General features: G+C 75.0%; 10 protein-coding genes. 7 read left to right on the plus strand and 3 right to left on the minus strand.

Annotated elements, in window-relative coordinates:
• Positions 1 to 79: 79 nt before the first annotated feature.
• On the minus strand, positions 80 to 2,899 hold the full coding sequence (locus ACFVHI_RS35735) for a BTAD domain-containing putative transcriptional regulator (RefSeq protein WP_380346152.1): 2,820 nt from the start codon (positions 2,897 to 2,899) through the stop codon (positions 80 to 82).
• 351 nt (positions 2,900 to 3,250) lie between these two features.
• Here ACFVHI_RS35735 and ACFVHI_RS35740 point away from each other — a divergent pair, with 351 nt between their 5' ends.
• Both ACFVHI_RS35740 and ACFVHI_RS35745 read left to right on the plus strand, forming a co-directional pair.
• Complete coding sequence (locus ACFVHI_RS35740) at positions 3,251 to 6,031, plus strand: BTAD domain-containing putative transcriptional regulator (RefSeq protein ID WP_380346154.1); 2,781 nt, start codon at positions 3,251 to 3,253, stop codon at positions 6,029 to 6,031.
• A 313-nt stretch (positions 6,032 to 6,344) separates the two neighbouring features.
• Positions 6,345 to 8,747, plus strand: a complete 2,403-nt coding sequence (locus ACFVHI_RS35745) for an ATP-binding protein (RefSeq protein ID WP_380346156.1) — start codon at positions 6,345 to 6,347, stop codon at positions 8,745 to 8,747.
• 108 nt (positions 8,748 to 8,855) lie between these two features.
• On the opposite strand, the gene ACFVHI_RS35750 is transcribed toward ACFVHI_RS35745, so the two are convergent.
• Complete coding sequence (locus ACFVHI_RS35750; protein WP_363373590.1) at positions 8,856 to 10,121, minus strand: serine hydrolase domain-containing protein; 1,266 nt, start codon at positions 10,119 to 10,121, stop codon at positions 8,856 to 8,858.
• Between the two features lie 251 nt (positions 10,122 to 10,372).
• Here ACFVHI_RS35750 and ACFVHI_RS35755 point away from each other — a divergent pair, with 251 nt between their 5' ends.
• The 4 genes from ACFVHI_RS35755 to ACFVHI_RS35770 all read left to right on the plus strand — a co-directional run bounded on the left by ACFVHI_RS35755 (position 10,373) and on the right by ACFVHI_RS35770 (position 14,173).
• Complete coding sequence (locus tag ACFVHI_RS35755) at positions 10,373 to 11,371, plus strand: phospholipase D-like domain-containing protein (protein ID WP_380346158.1); 999 nt, start codon at positions 10,373 to 10,375, stop codon at positions 11,369 to 11,371.
• Between the two features lie 78 nt (positions 11,372 to 11,449).
• On the plus strand, positions 11,450 to 12,334 hold the full coding sequence (locus ACFVHI_RS35760) for an alkaline phosphatase family protein (protein WP_380346160.1): 885 nt from the start codon (positions 11,450 to 11,452) through the stop codon (positions 12,332 to 12,334).
• A 124-nt stretch (positions 12,335 to 12,458) separates the two neighbouring features.
• Positions 12,459 to 13,049, plus strand: coding sequence for a hypothetical protein (locus tag ACFVHI_RS35765; protein WP_380346162.1), 591 nt, complete (start codon positions 12,459 to 12,461; stop codon positions 13,047 to 13,049).
• Between the two features lie 134 nt (positions 13,050 to 13,183).
• Complete coding sequence (locus ACFVHI_RS35770; RefSeq protein WP_380346164.1) at positions 13,184 to 14,173, plus strand: phospholipase; 990 nt, start codon at positions 13,184 to 13,186, stop codon at positions 14,171 to 14,173.
• 90 nt (positions 14,174 to 14,263) lie between these two features.
• Here the strand turns inward: ACFVHI_RS35770 and ACFVHI_RS35775 are convergent, their stop codons facing one another.
• Positions 14,264 to 15,466 (minus strand): hypothetical protein, encoded by a 1,203-nt coding sequence (locus tag ACFVHI_RS35775; RefSeq protein WP_380346166.1) that lies wholly within the window; start codon positions 15,464 to 15,466, stop codon positions 14,264 to 14,266.
• Between the two features lie 360 nt (positions 15,467 to 15,826).
• Between ACFVHI_RS35775 and ACFVHI_RS35780 the strand changes: the two genes are divergently transcribed.
• Positions 15,827 to 16,153, plus strand: a complete 327-nt coding sequence (locus ACFVHI_RS35780) for a hypothetical protein (protein ID WP_063350564.1) — start codon at positions 15,827 to 15,829, stop codon at positions 16,151 to 16,153.
• The last annotated feature ends 87 nt before the right edge of the window (positions 16,154 to 16,240 follow it).

Here is a 16,240-nt window from a genome sequence, read left to right on the forward strand (position 1 = left end):
GGCCGCCGTCGCGCGCTCCCCGCTGCCGGCCCCCCCCGGGCGCCCCCCCGGCGACCGGGGGCCCGCCACGGGGAGCCGGTCAGTGCCGGCGTGGCGAGCGCGAGTTCAGCGACTCCTCCAGGCTGGTGGTGAACTCGCTCTGCACCCCGGCCAGTTGATCATGGATGCGGAAGCGGTCGAGCGCCGAGCGCAGCCGGTCCAGGGCCTCCGGTTCACGGCCCCGGCTCAGCAGGTAGGCGGCGTGCGACTGTTCGGCGATGGCCTGGAGGTAGAGCAGGCCCGCCTCCTCGCAGCCGGCCAGCAGCCGGTGCCAGGCCAGGTCGACGGTCTCGCTGCGCCCGTGCGGGGGCAGGGTATGCGCCTCGGTCAGCATCGACCAGAGGTGGATCGAGGTGACCGGGCGGGCGGGCAGCAGCTCCCTGGCCTCCCGGGCCTGCCGCAGCGCGCCCTGCCGGTCCCCGGCCAGCAGGCTCACCCAGCTGTGGTGGACCAGGGCGACGGCCAGCGGCCGGGGGTCGCCGGACTCCACGGCCAGCGCGGCCGAGCCGGACGCCAGCCGGGCGGCCTCGGTCGCGCTGCCCAGGATCGCGGTGATCAGTGACTGGGTGGCGAGCGCGCGGGCGTACGCGGCGCGGCCCGCGGGCCCGGTCGCGGCCTCGCCGGCGGCCACCGCCCGGCGCGCCGCCTCGGCCGCCTCCTGACGGCGCTCCAGCCCGAGCAGCGCGTTCGCCCGGGAGCCGTGCAACTGGGCGGCGGCCAGCTCGTCGCCGCACCGCTCGGCGGCCCGGACGCCCGCGCGCAGACAGCCCAGCCAGTCGGTGAACCGGCTGGAGCCGTAGTACAGCGGGCCGGCGGCCTGGGCCAGCCGCCAGACCCGGTCCGGGTCGTCGGCGGTGCCGGTGATCAGCGCGCGGATCGCGGGCTCCTCGGCCTGGAACCAGTCCAGCGCGGCGCGGATGCCGTCGGCCGGCGGCAGGGCCCGCGGCGGGTGGACGAGCGTGTCGAAACCGTCCTGGCCCGGCTCGATGAACTCGCCGCCCTGCCGTAGCGCCGCCTGGTAGTAGTCCAGCAGCCGCTCCCGGGCGAGGCGTCGGCGCGGCTCGGGCTGCTCGGCGAGCAGCCCGGCGCTGAACAGCCGGACCAGCTCGGCGCGGCCGTAGCGCCCGGGCGCCGCACCGGTGAGCAGGTGGTGGGCGGCGAGTTCGCCGAGCGACCGGCGGGCGGTGGCCGGGTCGGTGCCGAGCACGGCGGCACTGGTCAGGGTGTCCACCTCCCGGCCCGGGTGGGCGGCCAGGAGGGTGAGCAGCTCGGCGGCACCGGGGGAGAGGCGGCGGTACGTCAGGAGGAGTTCGGTGGTGACGCCGGTCGCGCCGTCGGCGTCCAGGACGGGCAGCCTGGTCTGTTCGTCGGCGAGTTCGGCGACCAGTTCGGCGATCGTCCAGTCCGGGCGGGTGGCCAGCCGGGCCGCGGCGATCCGCAGCGCCAGCGGCAGGTGGTCGCAGAGCCCGGCCAGTTCGGCGGCGGCGGCCGGTTCGGCCCGCAGCCGGTCGGGGCTGAGCGCGCGCTCCAGCAATCGCAGGGAGTCGTCCTGGGGCAGCGGGGGCAGCCGCAGCAGGGCCGCACCGTCGGCGGCCACCAGCCCCTCCAGCGAGCCGCGGCTGGTCACCACGGCGGCGCAGCCGGGCCCCTGCGGCAGCAGGTCGGCGACCTGGTCGGCATCGGCGGCGTCGTCCAGGACCACCAGCAGGCGTCGCCCCCTGGTCCGGTCGCGGTACAGCGCGGCCCGGCCGTCCCGGTCCTCGGGGACGGCGCCCTCGGAGACCCCGAGGGCCCGCAGGAAGCCGCCGAGGGCGGCCTCCGGGTCGGCCGGGCCGGCCGGGTCGAGGCCCCGCAGGTCGGCGAACAGCTGCCCGTCCGGGAAGTGCGGGGCGCGGCGGTGCGCCCAGGCGGTGACCAGCGCGCTCTTGCCGGCCCCGGCCGGTCCGACCACCAGGGCCAGGCCGTCACCGGCGCGGTCCGGGCCGCACTCGCCGTCCAGCCAGTGGCCCTCGCCGTCCCGGCCGACGAAGTCGACCGGGCGGCGCGGGAGTTGACGGGGCACCCGGGGCGCGGCCGGAGGGGCCGCGGAGCGGGCCGGGGCCGGCTGCTCGGCCCGGCCCCCGGACAGCACCTCGGCGAGCGCCGCCTGGAGCGCCGGGCCGGGCCGGATCCCCAGCTCGCGGTCCAGCCGCACCCGGGCCTGGTGGTAGGCGGACAGCGCGTCCGCCGGCCGCCCGGCCTGGTGCAGGCAGCGCACCAGCAGCGCCACCAGCTCCTCGCGCAGCCCGTCCGTCCGCACGTGCTGCTCCAGGGCCGGCACCGCCGCCACCCCGCTGCCCTGGCGCAGCCGCAGCCCGGCCCAGCTGAGCACGGCGGCGGTGCGGGCCTGCTCCAGCTGGTCGACCACGGCCGCGCGCACGGCGGTGTCGGGCAGGTCGGCCAGGGCCTCGCCGCGCCACAGCCGCAACGCCTGCTCCAGCAGCGCGATCGCCTGCGCGTCCGCCGTGGCGCAGCCGAGTCCGGCCTGTTCGGCGGCCCGGTCGGTCAGCGCCTCGAAGCGCAGCGCGTCCACCTCCTCGGCCGGACCGGCCAGCAGGTAGCCGGACGAGCGGGTGTGCAGCACGAACGGGGTGTCGGCGATCGCCTTGCGCAGCGCCGCCACGTGCCCCTGCAAGGCGGCCCGGGCGCTGGCCGGCGGCCGCTCGCCCCACAGCAGCTCGCAGAAGCCGTCCACCCCGACCACCCGGCCCAGCCGCAACGCGAGCAGCGCCAGGATCGCCCTGCGCTGCGCCCCCGGCAGCGAGGCGAAGCCGTCCGCCCCGGCCCGCAGCTCCACCGGGCCGAGGAGCCGAATCCGCACCAGTACCCCCACTTCACCCCACGACGGGCAGGGCGTCCCCCCGCCCCATTGATGTCCCGGGCGTGCCCCGGGGTGGAGCAGTGTAGTGCCCTGAAGTGTCCTGTTCGCGCCAGATCGCCCGCTCCCCGGGCGCCACCGGGTGGCGGCGCCCGGCGCAACGGACGCCGAGCCCGGGCCCTGCGGAACCCGCGGGGCCCGCGTTCGACCCGACAAGATCCACAAATCCCGAGCAGACCCCATCCGGCCGCGTGCACGTGACCGGACCAGGCCTATCCTCTGACGACGCCGGGAAGACGCCGGAGGTTGTCGTCGGCGGCGGATCCGATCGGCGACAGGGGAGGAGAGGGCCGCATGCACATCGACCTGCTCGGGCCGGTCGCCGTACGACGGGACGACGGGACGACGGTCACACCCTCGGCCCCCAAACGCCGCGCCCTGCTGAGCACCCTCGCCATCCGGCTCAACCAGACCGTCGGCACCGACGAACTGATCGAGCTGGTCTGGGACGGCGACGCGCCCCCCACCGCCCGCGCCGCGCTCCAGGGGCACGTCGCGGCCCTGCGCCAACTGCTCGACTGCCCCGGGCTCACCCTGGGCACCCGCGGCGCCGGCTACCTGCTGGCCGGCGACCCCGACCGGGTGGACCTGCTGCACTTCCGCGGGCTCTGCGACCGGGCGGGCGTGCTGCGGCCCGCCCCGGCCGCGCCCGCCGCGAGCACCGAGCCCGAGCCGCATGATCCGGCCGTGCCCCTGCTGCGCGCCGCCCTGGACCTGTTCCGCGGCCCGGCCCTCGTCGACTGCGGGTCCGTCCTGCTGCGCGAGCGCACCCTGCCGCACGTCACCGACCTGCGGCTGCGCGCCCTGGACCGGCTCGCCGAGGGCCTGCTCGGGGCCGGCCGCGGCGGCGAGCTGGCCGCCGAGCTGGCCGAGGCGGCGGCCGCCCACCCGACCCGGCAGACGCTGGCCGCCCGGCTGGTCCGCTGCCTCGACCAGGCCGGCCGCCGGGACGAGGCGGCGGCCTGGTACGACCGGGCGGTGGCCCGGCTCTCCGGCCCGCCCGGCCCGGAGCTGCGCCACGCCGGTGAGCGGTCGGCGGACGGCCCCGAGCGGGACGGGCCGCCCAGACCCGCCCGGCTTCCGAGGCGCGGTGCGCCGGACCGCAGGTTCACCGGCCGGTCGGCCGAATTCGCCCGGCTCGACGAGGCCCTGGCCGCCGCCGTCCGGTCCGGCCACCCGATCCTGGTCACCGGACCGGCCGGGGTCGGCAAGACCAGCCTGGTCCAGCACTGGTTGCAGCGGTCCGCCGAGCACTTCCCCGACGGAGTCCTGCACGCCGAGCTGGGCGGCTTCGACCCGGCCGGGCCCCGCGAACCCGCCGACGTGCTGGCCGGGTTCCTGCTCGCCCTCGGCGAGCCGGCGGGAGCCCTGCCCGCCTCGCCCGAGGAGCGGGAGCAGCGCTACCGGGAACTGCTGGCCGGCCGCCGGCTGCTGATCGTGCTGGACGACGCGCGCTCGTACGAGCAGCTCGCCCCGCTGCTGCCCGACCCGCCCCCGCCGGGGGACGGGCCGGCCTGGGGCGGGGACCCCGGGGACGGGGACGGGGACGGGGACACCGGCACCCCCGGCACCCCCGTCGTCGTCGTCACCAGCCGCAGCCGGCTGCGCGACCTGCTGGTCCGGGACGGCGGCATCCCGCTCCCGCTGGGCGTGCTCGGCGCCGAGGACGCGGCCGAACTGCTCGCCCGGACCCTCGGCCCGGCCCGGGTCGCCGCCGAACCGCAGGCGGCCGCCGACCTCGCCGCGGCCTGCGACCACCTGCCGCTCGCCCTGCGGCTGGCCGCCGCCCGGCTGGCCGCCCGCCCCGGCTGGACCCTGGGCGACCTGGCCGCGGAACTCGCCGACGAGCAGACCGGCCTCGCCACCCTGGCCGGCACCGACCGCGGCCCGATCGGCGTCACCACCGCCCTGGACCACACCTACCGCACCCTGCCGCCCGCCCCCGCCCGGCTGTTCACCCTGCTCGGCCTGCACCCCGGCGCGGTGATCGACACCGCCACCGCCGCCGCGCTCGCCGACCTGCCGCCCGCCACCACCCGCACCCTGCTGACCCGCCTCGACGCCGTCCACCTGCTGGAGGAGACCACGCCCGGCCGCTACGCCCGGCGCGAGCTGGTCCGGCGCTACGCGGCCGGGCAGGCCGCCGAACTCACCTGCGACGACCGGTTCGTCGCCCTCGACCGGCTGATCGCCCACTACCTCGCGGTCACCGCGGCCTGGACCACCGGAGGCTGGACCACCGCGGCCTGGACGCCCGAGGGCGGCGGCGCGGCCCCGGCGGACGCGGCCGCCTGGTTCCGCCGCGAGGAGAGCGCGCTGCGCGCGGTGGTGGTCTGCGCCGAGCAGTTCGGCCGGACCGCCGAATCCTGGCAGCTCGCCCACCGGATAGGCCTGCTGTACGAGACCACCGGCCACGACCGGACGCACTGGCGCGCCGTCACCGAGGCCGGCCTGCGCGCCGCCCACGGCTGCGCGGACCAGGCGGCCGTCGCCCGGCTGGCCACCGACCTCGCCGTCCTGCACGTGGACCGCGCCGCCCACCGCACCGCCGTCCAGCAGCTGGAACGGGCCGTGGCCGCCGCCGACCGGGCCGGCGACCAACTGCTGCGCCACCACTGCCGGGCCCGGGTGGCCGGTGCACTGCTGCGGGCCGGCCGTTACGACCAGGCCCTGCCGCTGATGACCGACCTGGTGAGCGCCGCCCGTACCCCGGCCGTCGGCGATCTGCTCGTCCGCGCGCTCACCGACCTCGCCGACGCGCTGGTCCTGGCCGGCGCCCCCGGCCCGGCCCTGGTCCACGCCGACGAGGCCGTCCGGGTCGCCACCACCCGTTCCGGCGTCGAGGCCGTCCTCGCCACCCAGAGCCGGGCCCGCGCCCTGCAGGCGCTCGGCCGCCGCGACGCCGCCCTGTCCACGGCCCGACTCGCCGTCGCCCTGGGCCGCACGGTCGGCGACACCGGGTTGGAGTCCCGCACCCACGGCCTGCTGGCGGACCTGCTGTGCGAACTGGGCCGTACCACCGAGGGGGCCGTCGCCAGACGGCAGGCCCGGGCCCTGGCGGCGGGGGAGCGCTGACGGTGCGCCGCCCCGCCGCCGCAGCAGCCCCGTCCCGCCCGTCCTGCTCGCCCTGCCCGTCCCGCTCGCCCTGTTCGTCCCGTCCGATCGGCGCAACCACAGGCGGAACTATGGGCAGAACCAGTGCGCGCGGCCGTCCCGCCAGCGAGTGGGACGCCGCGGCCCGCACCGGGGTGCCCGGCGCCTGAGCTGGGCGCTCGATGCTGGGAAAGAGCTGGGTGCGAGGCATACTTCTGCCCGGGAATACTTCTGCCTGGGACGGTCGATCAGGCACAACGCCTGGCAGAAGTAACGGCGCTAGCAGGGGCGGGACATGACGGCTGTGAGCGGCACGGGAACGGGCACGGACTCCGAGGGGGCCGGCGACTTCGGCCGCCTGCTGGCCGGGCACCGGGTGGCGGCGGGCCTGACCCAGGAGGAGCTCGCCGCGGCGGCCGGCGTCAGCCTGCGCGCCGTCGGGGACATGGAGCGCGGCCGCACCCGCGGGCCGCAGCGGCGTACCGTCCGGGCCCTGGCCGAGACGCTGGGCCTGGACGCCCCGCAAACCGCCGCGCTGGACCGGGCCGCCCAGTGCGGCCGCCCCCGGGGGACCAGGCCGGTGTCGGCCGCCGCCCCCACCCGTGGACCGGCCGCCCCCGCCCCCGCTCACGCCCCTGCCCCCGCCGGACCGGCCGAGACCGGGGACGCCGCGCCCGCCGCCCCGCTCGTGCCCGGCGCCCTCGCGCTGCCTCGCGACATCGCCGACTTCACCGCCCGCGAGGGCGCCCTCGCCCTGCTGGCCGAGCTGGCCGAGGACGACCGGCCCGCCCACCCCCGGGTGGTGCTGATCAGCGGTCAGCCCGGTCTGGGCAAGACCGCCTTCGCCCTGCACGCCGCCCACACCCTGGCCCCCTTCTTCCCCGACGGGCAGCTCTCGCTCGACCTCGGCGGCATGGCCGCCACCCCGCTCTCCGCCCGCGACGCGCTCGGCCAGGTGCTGCGCGCCCTGGGCGTCGCCGACAACGCGGTGCCCGCCGGGACGGAGGAGCGGGCCGGCCTCTACCGGGCCCTGGTGCGCGAGCGCCGGCTCGTCCTGGTCCTGGACAACGTCGCCGACGAGAGCCAGGTGCGCCCGCTGCTGCCCGGCTCCGGGCCCGCCGTGACCCTGGTGACCAGCCGCAACGCCCTGCCCGGACTGGAGTCGGTGCTCCGCCTGCGGCTGGACGCCCTGGCCCCGGGCGAGGCCGCCGACCTGCTGGCCCGGATCGCCGGCCGCGAGCGGATCGACGCGGCGCCCGACGCCACCGCCGAACTGGCCCGGCTCTGCGGATACCTGCCGCTCGCGCTGCGCATCGCCGGGCAGCGGCTGGTGGCCCGCCCGCAGCAGCCGGTCAGCCATCTGGTGCGCCAACTGGCCGCCGAGGAACACCGGTTGGACCTGCTGGAAACCGGGGACCTGGCCGTCCGCCCGGCCTTCGCGCTCTCCTACCGGCGGCTGCCGGCCGAATCCCAGCTGGTGCTGCGCCGCTCCGCACTGACCGCCGGGCACGACTTCACCGCCGCCGTCGCCGCCGCCTACGCGGGCCTGCCGCCCGGCCGGACCGAACTCGTCCTGGAGCAGCTGATCGACGCCGGGCTGGTGCAACTCGCCACCCCGGAGCGCTACCGGCTGCACGACCTGGTCCGGCTCTACGCGGGCGAGCGGCTCGACGCCGACGAGGGCCCCGAGGCGGTGGCGCAGGCCCGGGCCAGGGCCGGTGACTGGCTGCTGAACCGGGCCGCCGAGTACGGCCTGCGGTTCGACCCGGACCACGCGGCGGCGGACCCCGACGCCGACCCCGACGCCGACGCGGACCGGACCGGCCCCCCGGTGCCGCTCACCGAGGCGGCGCGCTGGCTGGAGGAGGAGCACCCGGAGTGGCTGGCCGCCCTCCACCAGGCCTTCGCCGCCGGCCGGCACCGGGAGGTGATCGACACCGCCGAAGCCATGCACTGGTTCTCCGACCGGCTGCTGAGCTGGGACATCTGGGCCGAGGTCTTCCAGCTGTCGGTCGACGCGGCCCGCGCCTGCGGCGACCAACTGGCCGAGGCCGTCCACGTCAACTACCTGGCGTGGACGTACGTCACCTGCCTGCACCGCTACCAGCGCGGCATCGACCTGGCCAACGAGGGGCTGGAACTGGCCCGCCGGATCGGCGCCCGGGAGCAGGAGGGCTGGGCGCTGACCTACCTCGCGGCGGGCCTTCGGCACCTGCACCGGCACCGGGAGGCCATCGACGCCTACCACCGGGCCGCGGACGCCTTCGCCGCCGTCAACAGCCGCGCCGGCTGGATCGGCCGGCTGGTCACGCTGCGCGGTGCGGCCAACTGCCTGCGCGACTCGGGCCGGGCCGAGGAGGCGGTGGAGTCCCGCCGGCGCGCGCTGGCCGGCGCGCTGGAGCTGGTGGAGCGCTGGTCCTCGCCGCTGATGCACCTGGCGGCGGCCATGACGGCCCACGAACTCGGCCTGGACCGCGCCGCGCTGGGGCGCTGGCCGGCCGCCGAGAAGGCCTACCGGCAGGCCCTGACCCACTACGAGGAGGTCGGCCGGCCGGACAGCATGACCAAGACCCTCACCGAGCTCGGCACCGCCCTGATCGAGCAGGGCCGCGCCGAGGAGGCCCGCGAGCTCCTCACCGAGGCGCTCACCGACCTCAGCGCGGACGGCCCCCGGCAGGGGCGGCGCCGGACGGGGTGAGGCCCGCGCTGGCGAAGGCCCGGAGCCTCGGGCCCGGGGCCCGAAACGCGCACGCCCGCACGGCGGGTGGGCCGTGCGGGCGCGTGAGCGGCGGACTGTGCGGGTCGGTCAGATCCGGGTGTCCTCGACCACCGGCAGCGAGTGGTTCTCGGCGAAGGCGCTCGGGGCGAACGAGTTCCGCGGCGCGACGGCCGGCTTCTTGCCGCAGAAGGCCGGCTCCAGCGCGTTCATCAGGCCCTGCGTCACGGAGCCGTTGTTGGAGGCGTTGGCGAACACGACGACGGAGCGCTTGCCGTCCGGGGTGGCGAACGACTGGGTCTGGAAGCCCTGGACGATGCCGCCGTGGCCGTACACGTCGCCGCAGGACAGCGAGATGCGGCGCAGCCCGAGGCCGTAGCTGATCTTGGCGGTGGGGGTGGCCAGGGCGGCCGTCATCTGCTTCAGCGAGTCGTCCGAGACCAGCCCGCCGGAGCTGCCCGCCATCAGCGCGGTGAGGAAGTGGTCGAGGTCGGCGGCGTCGGAGATGACCGCGCCGGCCGTCCACACCCAGGAGCCGGTCTGCTGGGTGGAGTCCAGCAGCGGCTTGCTGCGGTTGTCGTTGGTGAGGTAGCCGGTGACGTGGGCGCCCTGGATCTCCTGGTCGGGCACGACGAAGGAGGTCTTGCTCAGGCCCAGCGGCTCGATGATCCGCTCGCGCAGGACGTCCTCGTAGGGGCGGCCGGTGAGGTGCTCGACCGCGAGGCCCATCAGGACGAAGTCGGTGTTGGAGTAGGAGTACCGGCTGCCGGGCGTGTACTGCTGGCCGTGCTTGACGGACATCGCCACCAGGTCGCGCGGCGCGTACACGTTGGTGCGGATGCGCGCCTCGAAGGCGCTGGTGGTCTCCTCGCCGGCCTGCTCCAGCAGGTCGTTGGTGTGGTCGTAGATCCCGGCGCGGTGCTCCATGACCTGGCGGCCCGTCATGGTCCAGGTGTCCGGCAGGGTGCCGGCCGGCAGGTAGTCGCGCAGCGGCTTGTCGAGGTCGATCAGGCCCTGCTCCGCCAGCTGCATCACGAGAACGGCGTTGAACATCTTGCTGTTGCTGCCGACCCGGAACCTCCACGAGGAGTTCATCGGGGTGCCGTCCAGGTCGGCCTTGCCGACGGCCAGCGACCGGGTGGACTCGGCGTCGCCGTGGTCGCGGATCACCGCGAAGGCGCCCGGGGCGCCCGCGTCGGTGGTGGCCTGGAGGGCGGCGCGCACCGCGGCCGTGTCCGGGGTGGGCGCGCTGGTGGTGCCCTGGTCGGCGGCCACGGCCTGCGCGGCTCCGGTCGCCAGCAGGACGACACCCGCGGCCGCCACCGCGAGCGGACGCAGAAGGCTGATCTTCGCCATGATCCTCTGTTCTCTCACTCGGCTGACGCGGCGTCCGGCCACGTCCTCGAAGATCCACTATCACCGGCGGGGCCGGTGGCTGGCAAAGTGAACCGGATCGGCCGCACCATCCGTTTCCCGACCCGGGGTCAAGGTTTTACCTGCTGTCGTCTACCCGCGTCGACCGATCCACCCGATGCTGTTCGGGCGCCTCGCGCGTGCTCCCGCACCTTCGCCCAGGCCTTCCCCCCTCACCGATCGTGGAGTTCCGCATGCCCCTGGCCACCTCCGCGCGCCGGGCCGGCGCGCTGCTGCTCGCCGCCGCCGGCCTGATACCGCTGTCCGGCACCGCCCAGGCCGCCACCGCCGCCACCGCCGCCACGTACACGCCGATCGTGTTCCCGGACCAGGACCACGGCGTCGTCTACGACCTCATCAACTCGGCCACCCGCTCCGTCGACGTGACCATGTACGAGCTGCGCGACACCACCGCCGTCAACGCCCTGATCGGCCGCCGGCGGGCCGGCCTCACCGTCCGGGTGATCCTCGACGGCCGGCACACCTCGGTCAACGGCGCCGCCTACTCGGCCCTGCGGGCCGCCGGCGTCGGGGTGACGTACTCCTCTTCCGCGTTCGTCTACACCCACCAGAAGACCGTCACCGTGGACGGCGCCAAGTCCCTGATCCTGACCGGGAACCTGGACTCCACCTACTACTCCAGCAGCCGCGACTTCGGCGTCGTCGACACCGACGCCAACGACGTCGCCGCGATCGAGCAGGTCTTCGCCGCCGACTACGCCCAGACCTCGATCACCCCCTCCGACGGCGACAACCTGGTCTGGTCGCCCACCGACTCGCAGGCCCGCCTGCTGGACCTGATCAACGGCGCGCAGCACACGCTGGACCTGGAGCAGCTGGAGTTCGGCGACCAGGCCCTGGTGGACGCGGTCGCCGCGGCCGCCGGCCGGGGCGTCACCGTGCGGGTGGTGGGCATGAACCCCTCGTCCTACAGCAGCTACTTCGACCAGGTGGTCACGGCCGGCGGCCAGGTGGTCACCTACTCCTCGACCACGGGCCTGTACATCCACGCCAAGGCGATCGTCGCCGACTACGGCACGCCCTCGGCCAAGGTGTTCGCCGGTTCGGAGAACTTCTCCGACAACTCGCTGAACAACAACCGCGAGCTGGGCCTGATCACCACCGACTCCGGCGTGCTGACCACCGTCGAGTCCACCGCCGCCCGCGACTTCGCCAACGGCACGCCGTACTAGACGCCGTACTAGACCCGTTCGTCACACAGCCCTGACCGAGCGTCCGCGCCAGGGCCGCTCCCTACCCGAGGAATTGTCATGACTTCGTCCACTATGCACGGCTCCCGCCGCACCGCCACCGCCCTCGGCTCGGTGGCCGCGCTGGTCGCGGCCTCCGCCGGCCTCTGGGCCGCCACCACCTCCACCGCGCAGGCCGCCGCGCTGCCCGCGCCCGACCACATCGTCGTCGTGGTGATGGAGAACCACGCCTACAACCAGGTCGTCGGCAGCAGCAGCGCCCCGTACCTCAACTCCCTGGCCACCGGCGGCGCCAACCTCACCCAGTCGTTCGGCATCACCCACCCCAGCCAGCCGAACTACTACGCCCTGTTCTCCGGCTCCACCCAGGGCGTCACCGACGACAGCTGCGTCTCCGTCGGCGCCCTCCAGGGCCCCAACCTGGCCTCCGAGGTCACCGCCGCCGGCAGGACCTGGGCCAGCTACAACGAGACCCTGCCCGCCCAGGGCAGCACCACGTGCAGCAGCGGCAAGTACGCGCAGAAGCACAACCCCTGGTTCGGCTTCGGCAACGTCCCGCTGAACTCGGCCAGGACCTTCGCCCAGTTCCCGACCGACTACACCACCCTGCCGAACGTCTCCTTCGTCGTACCGAACCTCTGCAGCGACATGCACGACTGCTCGGTCGGCACCGGCGACACCTGGATCAAGAACAACCTCGGCGCCTACGCCACCTGGGCCAAGAGCCACAACAGCCTGCTCGTGGTCACCTTCGACGAGGACAACCGGCTCGCGGGCAACCGCATCCCGACCGTCTTCTACGGCGCCCACGTCACCCCCGGCAGCACCTCCGCCGCCACCTACAACCACTACAACGTGCTGCGCACCCTGGAGGACCTCGCCGGCGCCACCACCCACGCGGGCAACGCGGCCAACGCCGCTGACATCACCGGCATCTGGAACTGAGGCCAGCCGCCCGGCCCTCCACCAGGAGCCGCCCCCCGGACCACCGGCCGCCCCGCGCCCGCCGCGCGGGGCGGCCGCCGCGTCGGAGGTCGACAGCGGCGCGGGGGGCGGCAAGGATGGGGGCGTGCGATTCGATGCCGTGCCGATGCCGGAGCGGGTGGGGGAGCGGCCCCGGGACGTCCGGGGCTACCCGGTGCCGGCGATCACGCCCTGGCGTGGCGGCGAGCCGCAGTTCGCGTTGACCGACCACGAGCGCAGCGCGAACTGCGCGCTGGAGCGCCTCTGTTCGGTGTGCGGGGGATTCATGGCCCGGGGCCCGGTGTGGCGCGTGGTCGGGGCGGCGGAGAGCGCGGCGATCGGGGCCGCGCTCGCCGAGGGGCGGCCGTACCGCAACCTCGCGCCGACCATGGAGGGGCCCGGCCACCGGGCCTGCATGCTCTACGCGGCGATGGTGTGCCCGTACCTGGCCCGGCCGAACGCCCGGCGCCGGGCTGCGGCGCACGGCGGCGCGGACGGGCTGGCGGCGGCCGCCGTGCGCGGGGCGGTGCGGGGCGGCACGGGGGCGGTGGTCGGGTTCGGCGACTACGAGTACGCCGTTACCGAGAGCCGGGTGCTGTTCCGTTTCCTGGATCCGGTTGAGTTCCTGCCGCACGAGTCCGCCGACGAGCAGCTGCCCGCGCTCCGGGCCGAGTTGGCCTCGCGCGGCGGACTTTAGCGGAGGATTTGCACTGTTCCCCCCGTACCGGGCACGAACCAGTGGCAGACTGAGGCGGACATGACCAGTCCTGGATCGGGGGCGGCCGTCCATCAGCGACGGCATCAGGGCACCGACATCGAGGAGCACGTTTCTTGACCACTCACCTCAGGCACGGCACCGGCGCGCGGAAGGTGCTGGCGCTGCTGGCGGCACTGTGCGGGATCGTCGGCCTCACCGCGCTCGGTACGACCCCTGCGACGGCGGCCGATTCGCGACACGCGATCTACGCCATCGCGCACCGGGTCGACACCCTGGACGGCGTGGACGCCGCGCTCGGCCACGGCGCCAACGCCATCGAGATCGACGTCTGCGCCTGGTGGAACCCGAACGAATGGCGCGCCTACCACGACTGTTCCTCGGCCGGTGAGAACCGCCTGGGCCCCAGCTTCGACAGCATGATCGACCGCATCCTCTCCAACGCCAACGCCGGACGCCGGCTGTCGCTGGTCTGGCTGGACATCAAGGACCCGAACTACTGCGGGGAACAGCCCAACCGCACGTGCAGCGTCGCCGGACTGCGCGACAAGGCGCAGCGGTTGACGGCCGCCGGGATCCAGGTGCTCTACGGCTTCTTCGAGTACCACGGCGGCAACACCCCGGACGTCGGCGGCAGGGGCTGGCAGAGCCTGGAAGGCAAGCTCGGCCCGCTGGAGGGCATCACGTCCACCGGCACCCGTGACCAGGTCCAGGGCGCCTTCAACCGGTCCGGTTCCGGATTCCCGGCCGGTCACCGGGCGATGGACTACGGCGACACCGACATCACCAAGGGCTTCGGCAACTGCACGGAGGCCACCTACAACACGTGCGCGGAGCTGAAGAAGGGGGCCGGGGACCGCGCCGCCGGGCGGCTCGCGGCCACGCTGTCCTGGACGGCCACCTACAACGACCCGTGGTACGTCGACAAGCTGCTCGGCGACGCGGGTGTGGACGGCATCATCGCCGGCTACGGCGCCTTCACCGGCGTGCGCGAGTACGACAACAGCTGGCAGTGCGCCAACGCCATCAACCTCGTCCGTGACTGGGTGAACCGCCACAGCGGCACCCACCGCATGGCCAACAGCGGCGACCGGCTGTTCCGCTAGGCCTGTTCCGCTGGCCTTGTCCGTCCGAAGGGCACCCGCCGTTCCGCCCGCCAGCTGCCTGTGCGGCCGGCGGGCGGGACGGCGTGACGGTCAGCGGGTGACGGTCCACTGCTGCTCGGCGGAGCCGTCGCAGGTCCACACCCCGAGCTCCTTGCCGTCCTCGTGGTAGGTCAGGCAGTCCTGGTCGCTGATCCGGATCACGTACCGGTCGCCCGAGACGTTCTTGACCTCCCACTTCTGCTCCGAAGAGCCCTTCCACCCCTTGGTGTTGGCGAAGTAGGTGCCGGTGTTCTCGCTGAGGTCCCGCCCGAGCGCGTTGGTGATCCGGTAGCGGCCGCCGCCCGCGTCGCGGAACGTCCAGGTGCCGCCCGCGTCGCCCGGCTTCCCGGCGATCACCGTGGCGCCCTCGCCGGAGCCGGTGGCGACGGCGCCGAGGTTGTTGACGGTCCGCAGGTGCACGGGCGTGTTGAGCGCGGGCCGGCCGGAGCCGGAGCCGGTGGGGGTGCCGGTGCCGGGCTTGGTGCCGGGCTCGGCCGGATCGCCGGGCTTGCCGGTGTGGGGAGGCTTGGCCGGCGTGGCGGGCACCCCGGGGTCGTACGGCGTGCCGGGGTCCTGCGGCATCGCGGGGACGATCTGGGTGGCCGGCAGCCCGCCCGGCGCGGGAGTGCCCGGGTCCCTCGGTACGCCGGGGAACGGCATCGGGGAGAAGTTCACGACGCCGTCGGTGTGGTTGTAATGCTGGCCGGCGCTGCCCGTGCCCCTCGGGTACGTCCAGGTGTGCTCGCGGGTGGTCCGGTTGAAGAGGCCGTAGAACCCCCAGTTGCCCCAGCCGCCGTCGAAGCCGTTGGCGAAGCTGCCGCCGCCGGAGAAGATCCAGATCCGGTAGGTCTGGTCCTCGCGCGAGGTCTGGTCGTGGTAGTCGATGTCGTACGTGAAGGCGACGTTCTGGAAGCTCTGCTCGTAGTTGTGGACGTACCAGGGGTCTCCGAAGGCGTTGTCGCCCTTGATGTCGAAGACCATGATGTTGTAGCTGCCGCCGGTTGCCTTGATCAGCATGTCGAGCGTGTCCTGGACGAATTCGCCGCGGGCCCGGTTCTTGGCCTCCGAGGTGTGCTGCGCCGCCTGGATGCACCACACCAGGCTGGTCGAGCCGGGAGTCACCGTGTTGGCGGCGTTGCAGTTCTCCTGGGCCGGGTCGTACGAGCCGTCGGCCATCGCGGGCCCCGCCAGACCCAGGACGGCCACGGCACTCATCCCTGCGGCCAGGGCCGACAGCTTCTTCGTCGAACGCACGTGCTCTCCTTGCGAGTTCTGTGATGGACGGGACAAAATATGGCATTCCGGTCAGCCGATCAGTGCCACTTTGTCTCGATCCATACGCATCCCTTGCGAAGGCCTGACGCCCGCGGTGCGCCGGCCCGAACCCGTGCGGGCGATTCCCCAAGCCCCTTGTGAAGGACGGATGATCGGGCCGCCCGGGTTCAATGGGCCACGTCCGCCCGTCCCGGCTGTCCTGCGCCCAAGGCCGCCGGCGCGCCCTCACCCGGCGCGGAAGAGTGGAGTGCGGCGCGATGGGCGTGCGGATGCGGCGCCGTGGCAACGGATGTGACCGCTCGGCCCCCATCCGAGGGGCCGCTCGACGAGAGGACATCCATGCGCCCCGGACGACTCGCCGGCGCAGGCCTGGCGGCGGTGGCACTGACAGCCACCCTCGCCGGTCCCGCCCAGGCCGACAACCTGCCCGAGACCGTGTCCGCCACCGGCTCCCCGAGCGGTGTCACCGCCATCTGCCCCGAGGGCCTGCACCCGGACAACGACTGGATCATCACCAACGGCGACGGCACCCGGCTCGGCGCGAACCAGCGGTGGCAGTGGAGGGACAGTGACGGAGGCAGGGGCATCATCGTCTGGATCGCCCCCTACCTCGACTCGCCGCCCCCGCCCCCCAGCATCAGGCTGACGATCTCCTGCATCTCCTGAGCGCCCGACGGCGGAGGGGCGCGGCAGCTGCCGCGCCCCTCCGCCGTCAGCTGCTCACGTTGTTGCGGGGGGCGCAGGGCCGGTAGG

Source organism: Kitasatospora sp. NPDC127121 (assembly GCF_042677305.1).
GTDB lineage: Bacteria > Actinomycetota > Actinomycetes > Streptomycetales > Streptomycetaceae > Kitasatospora.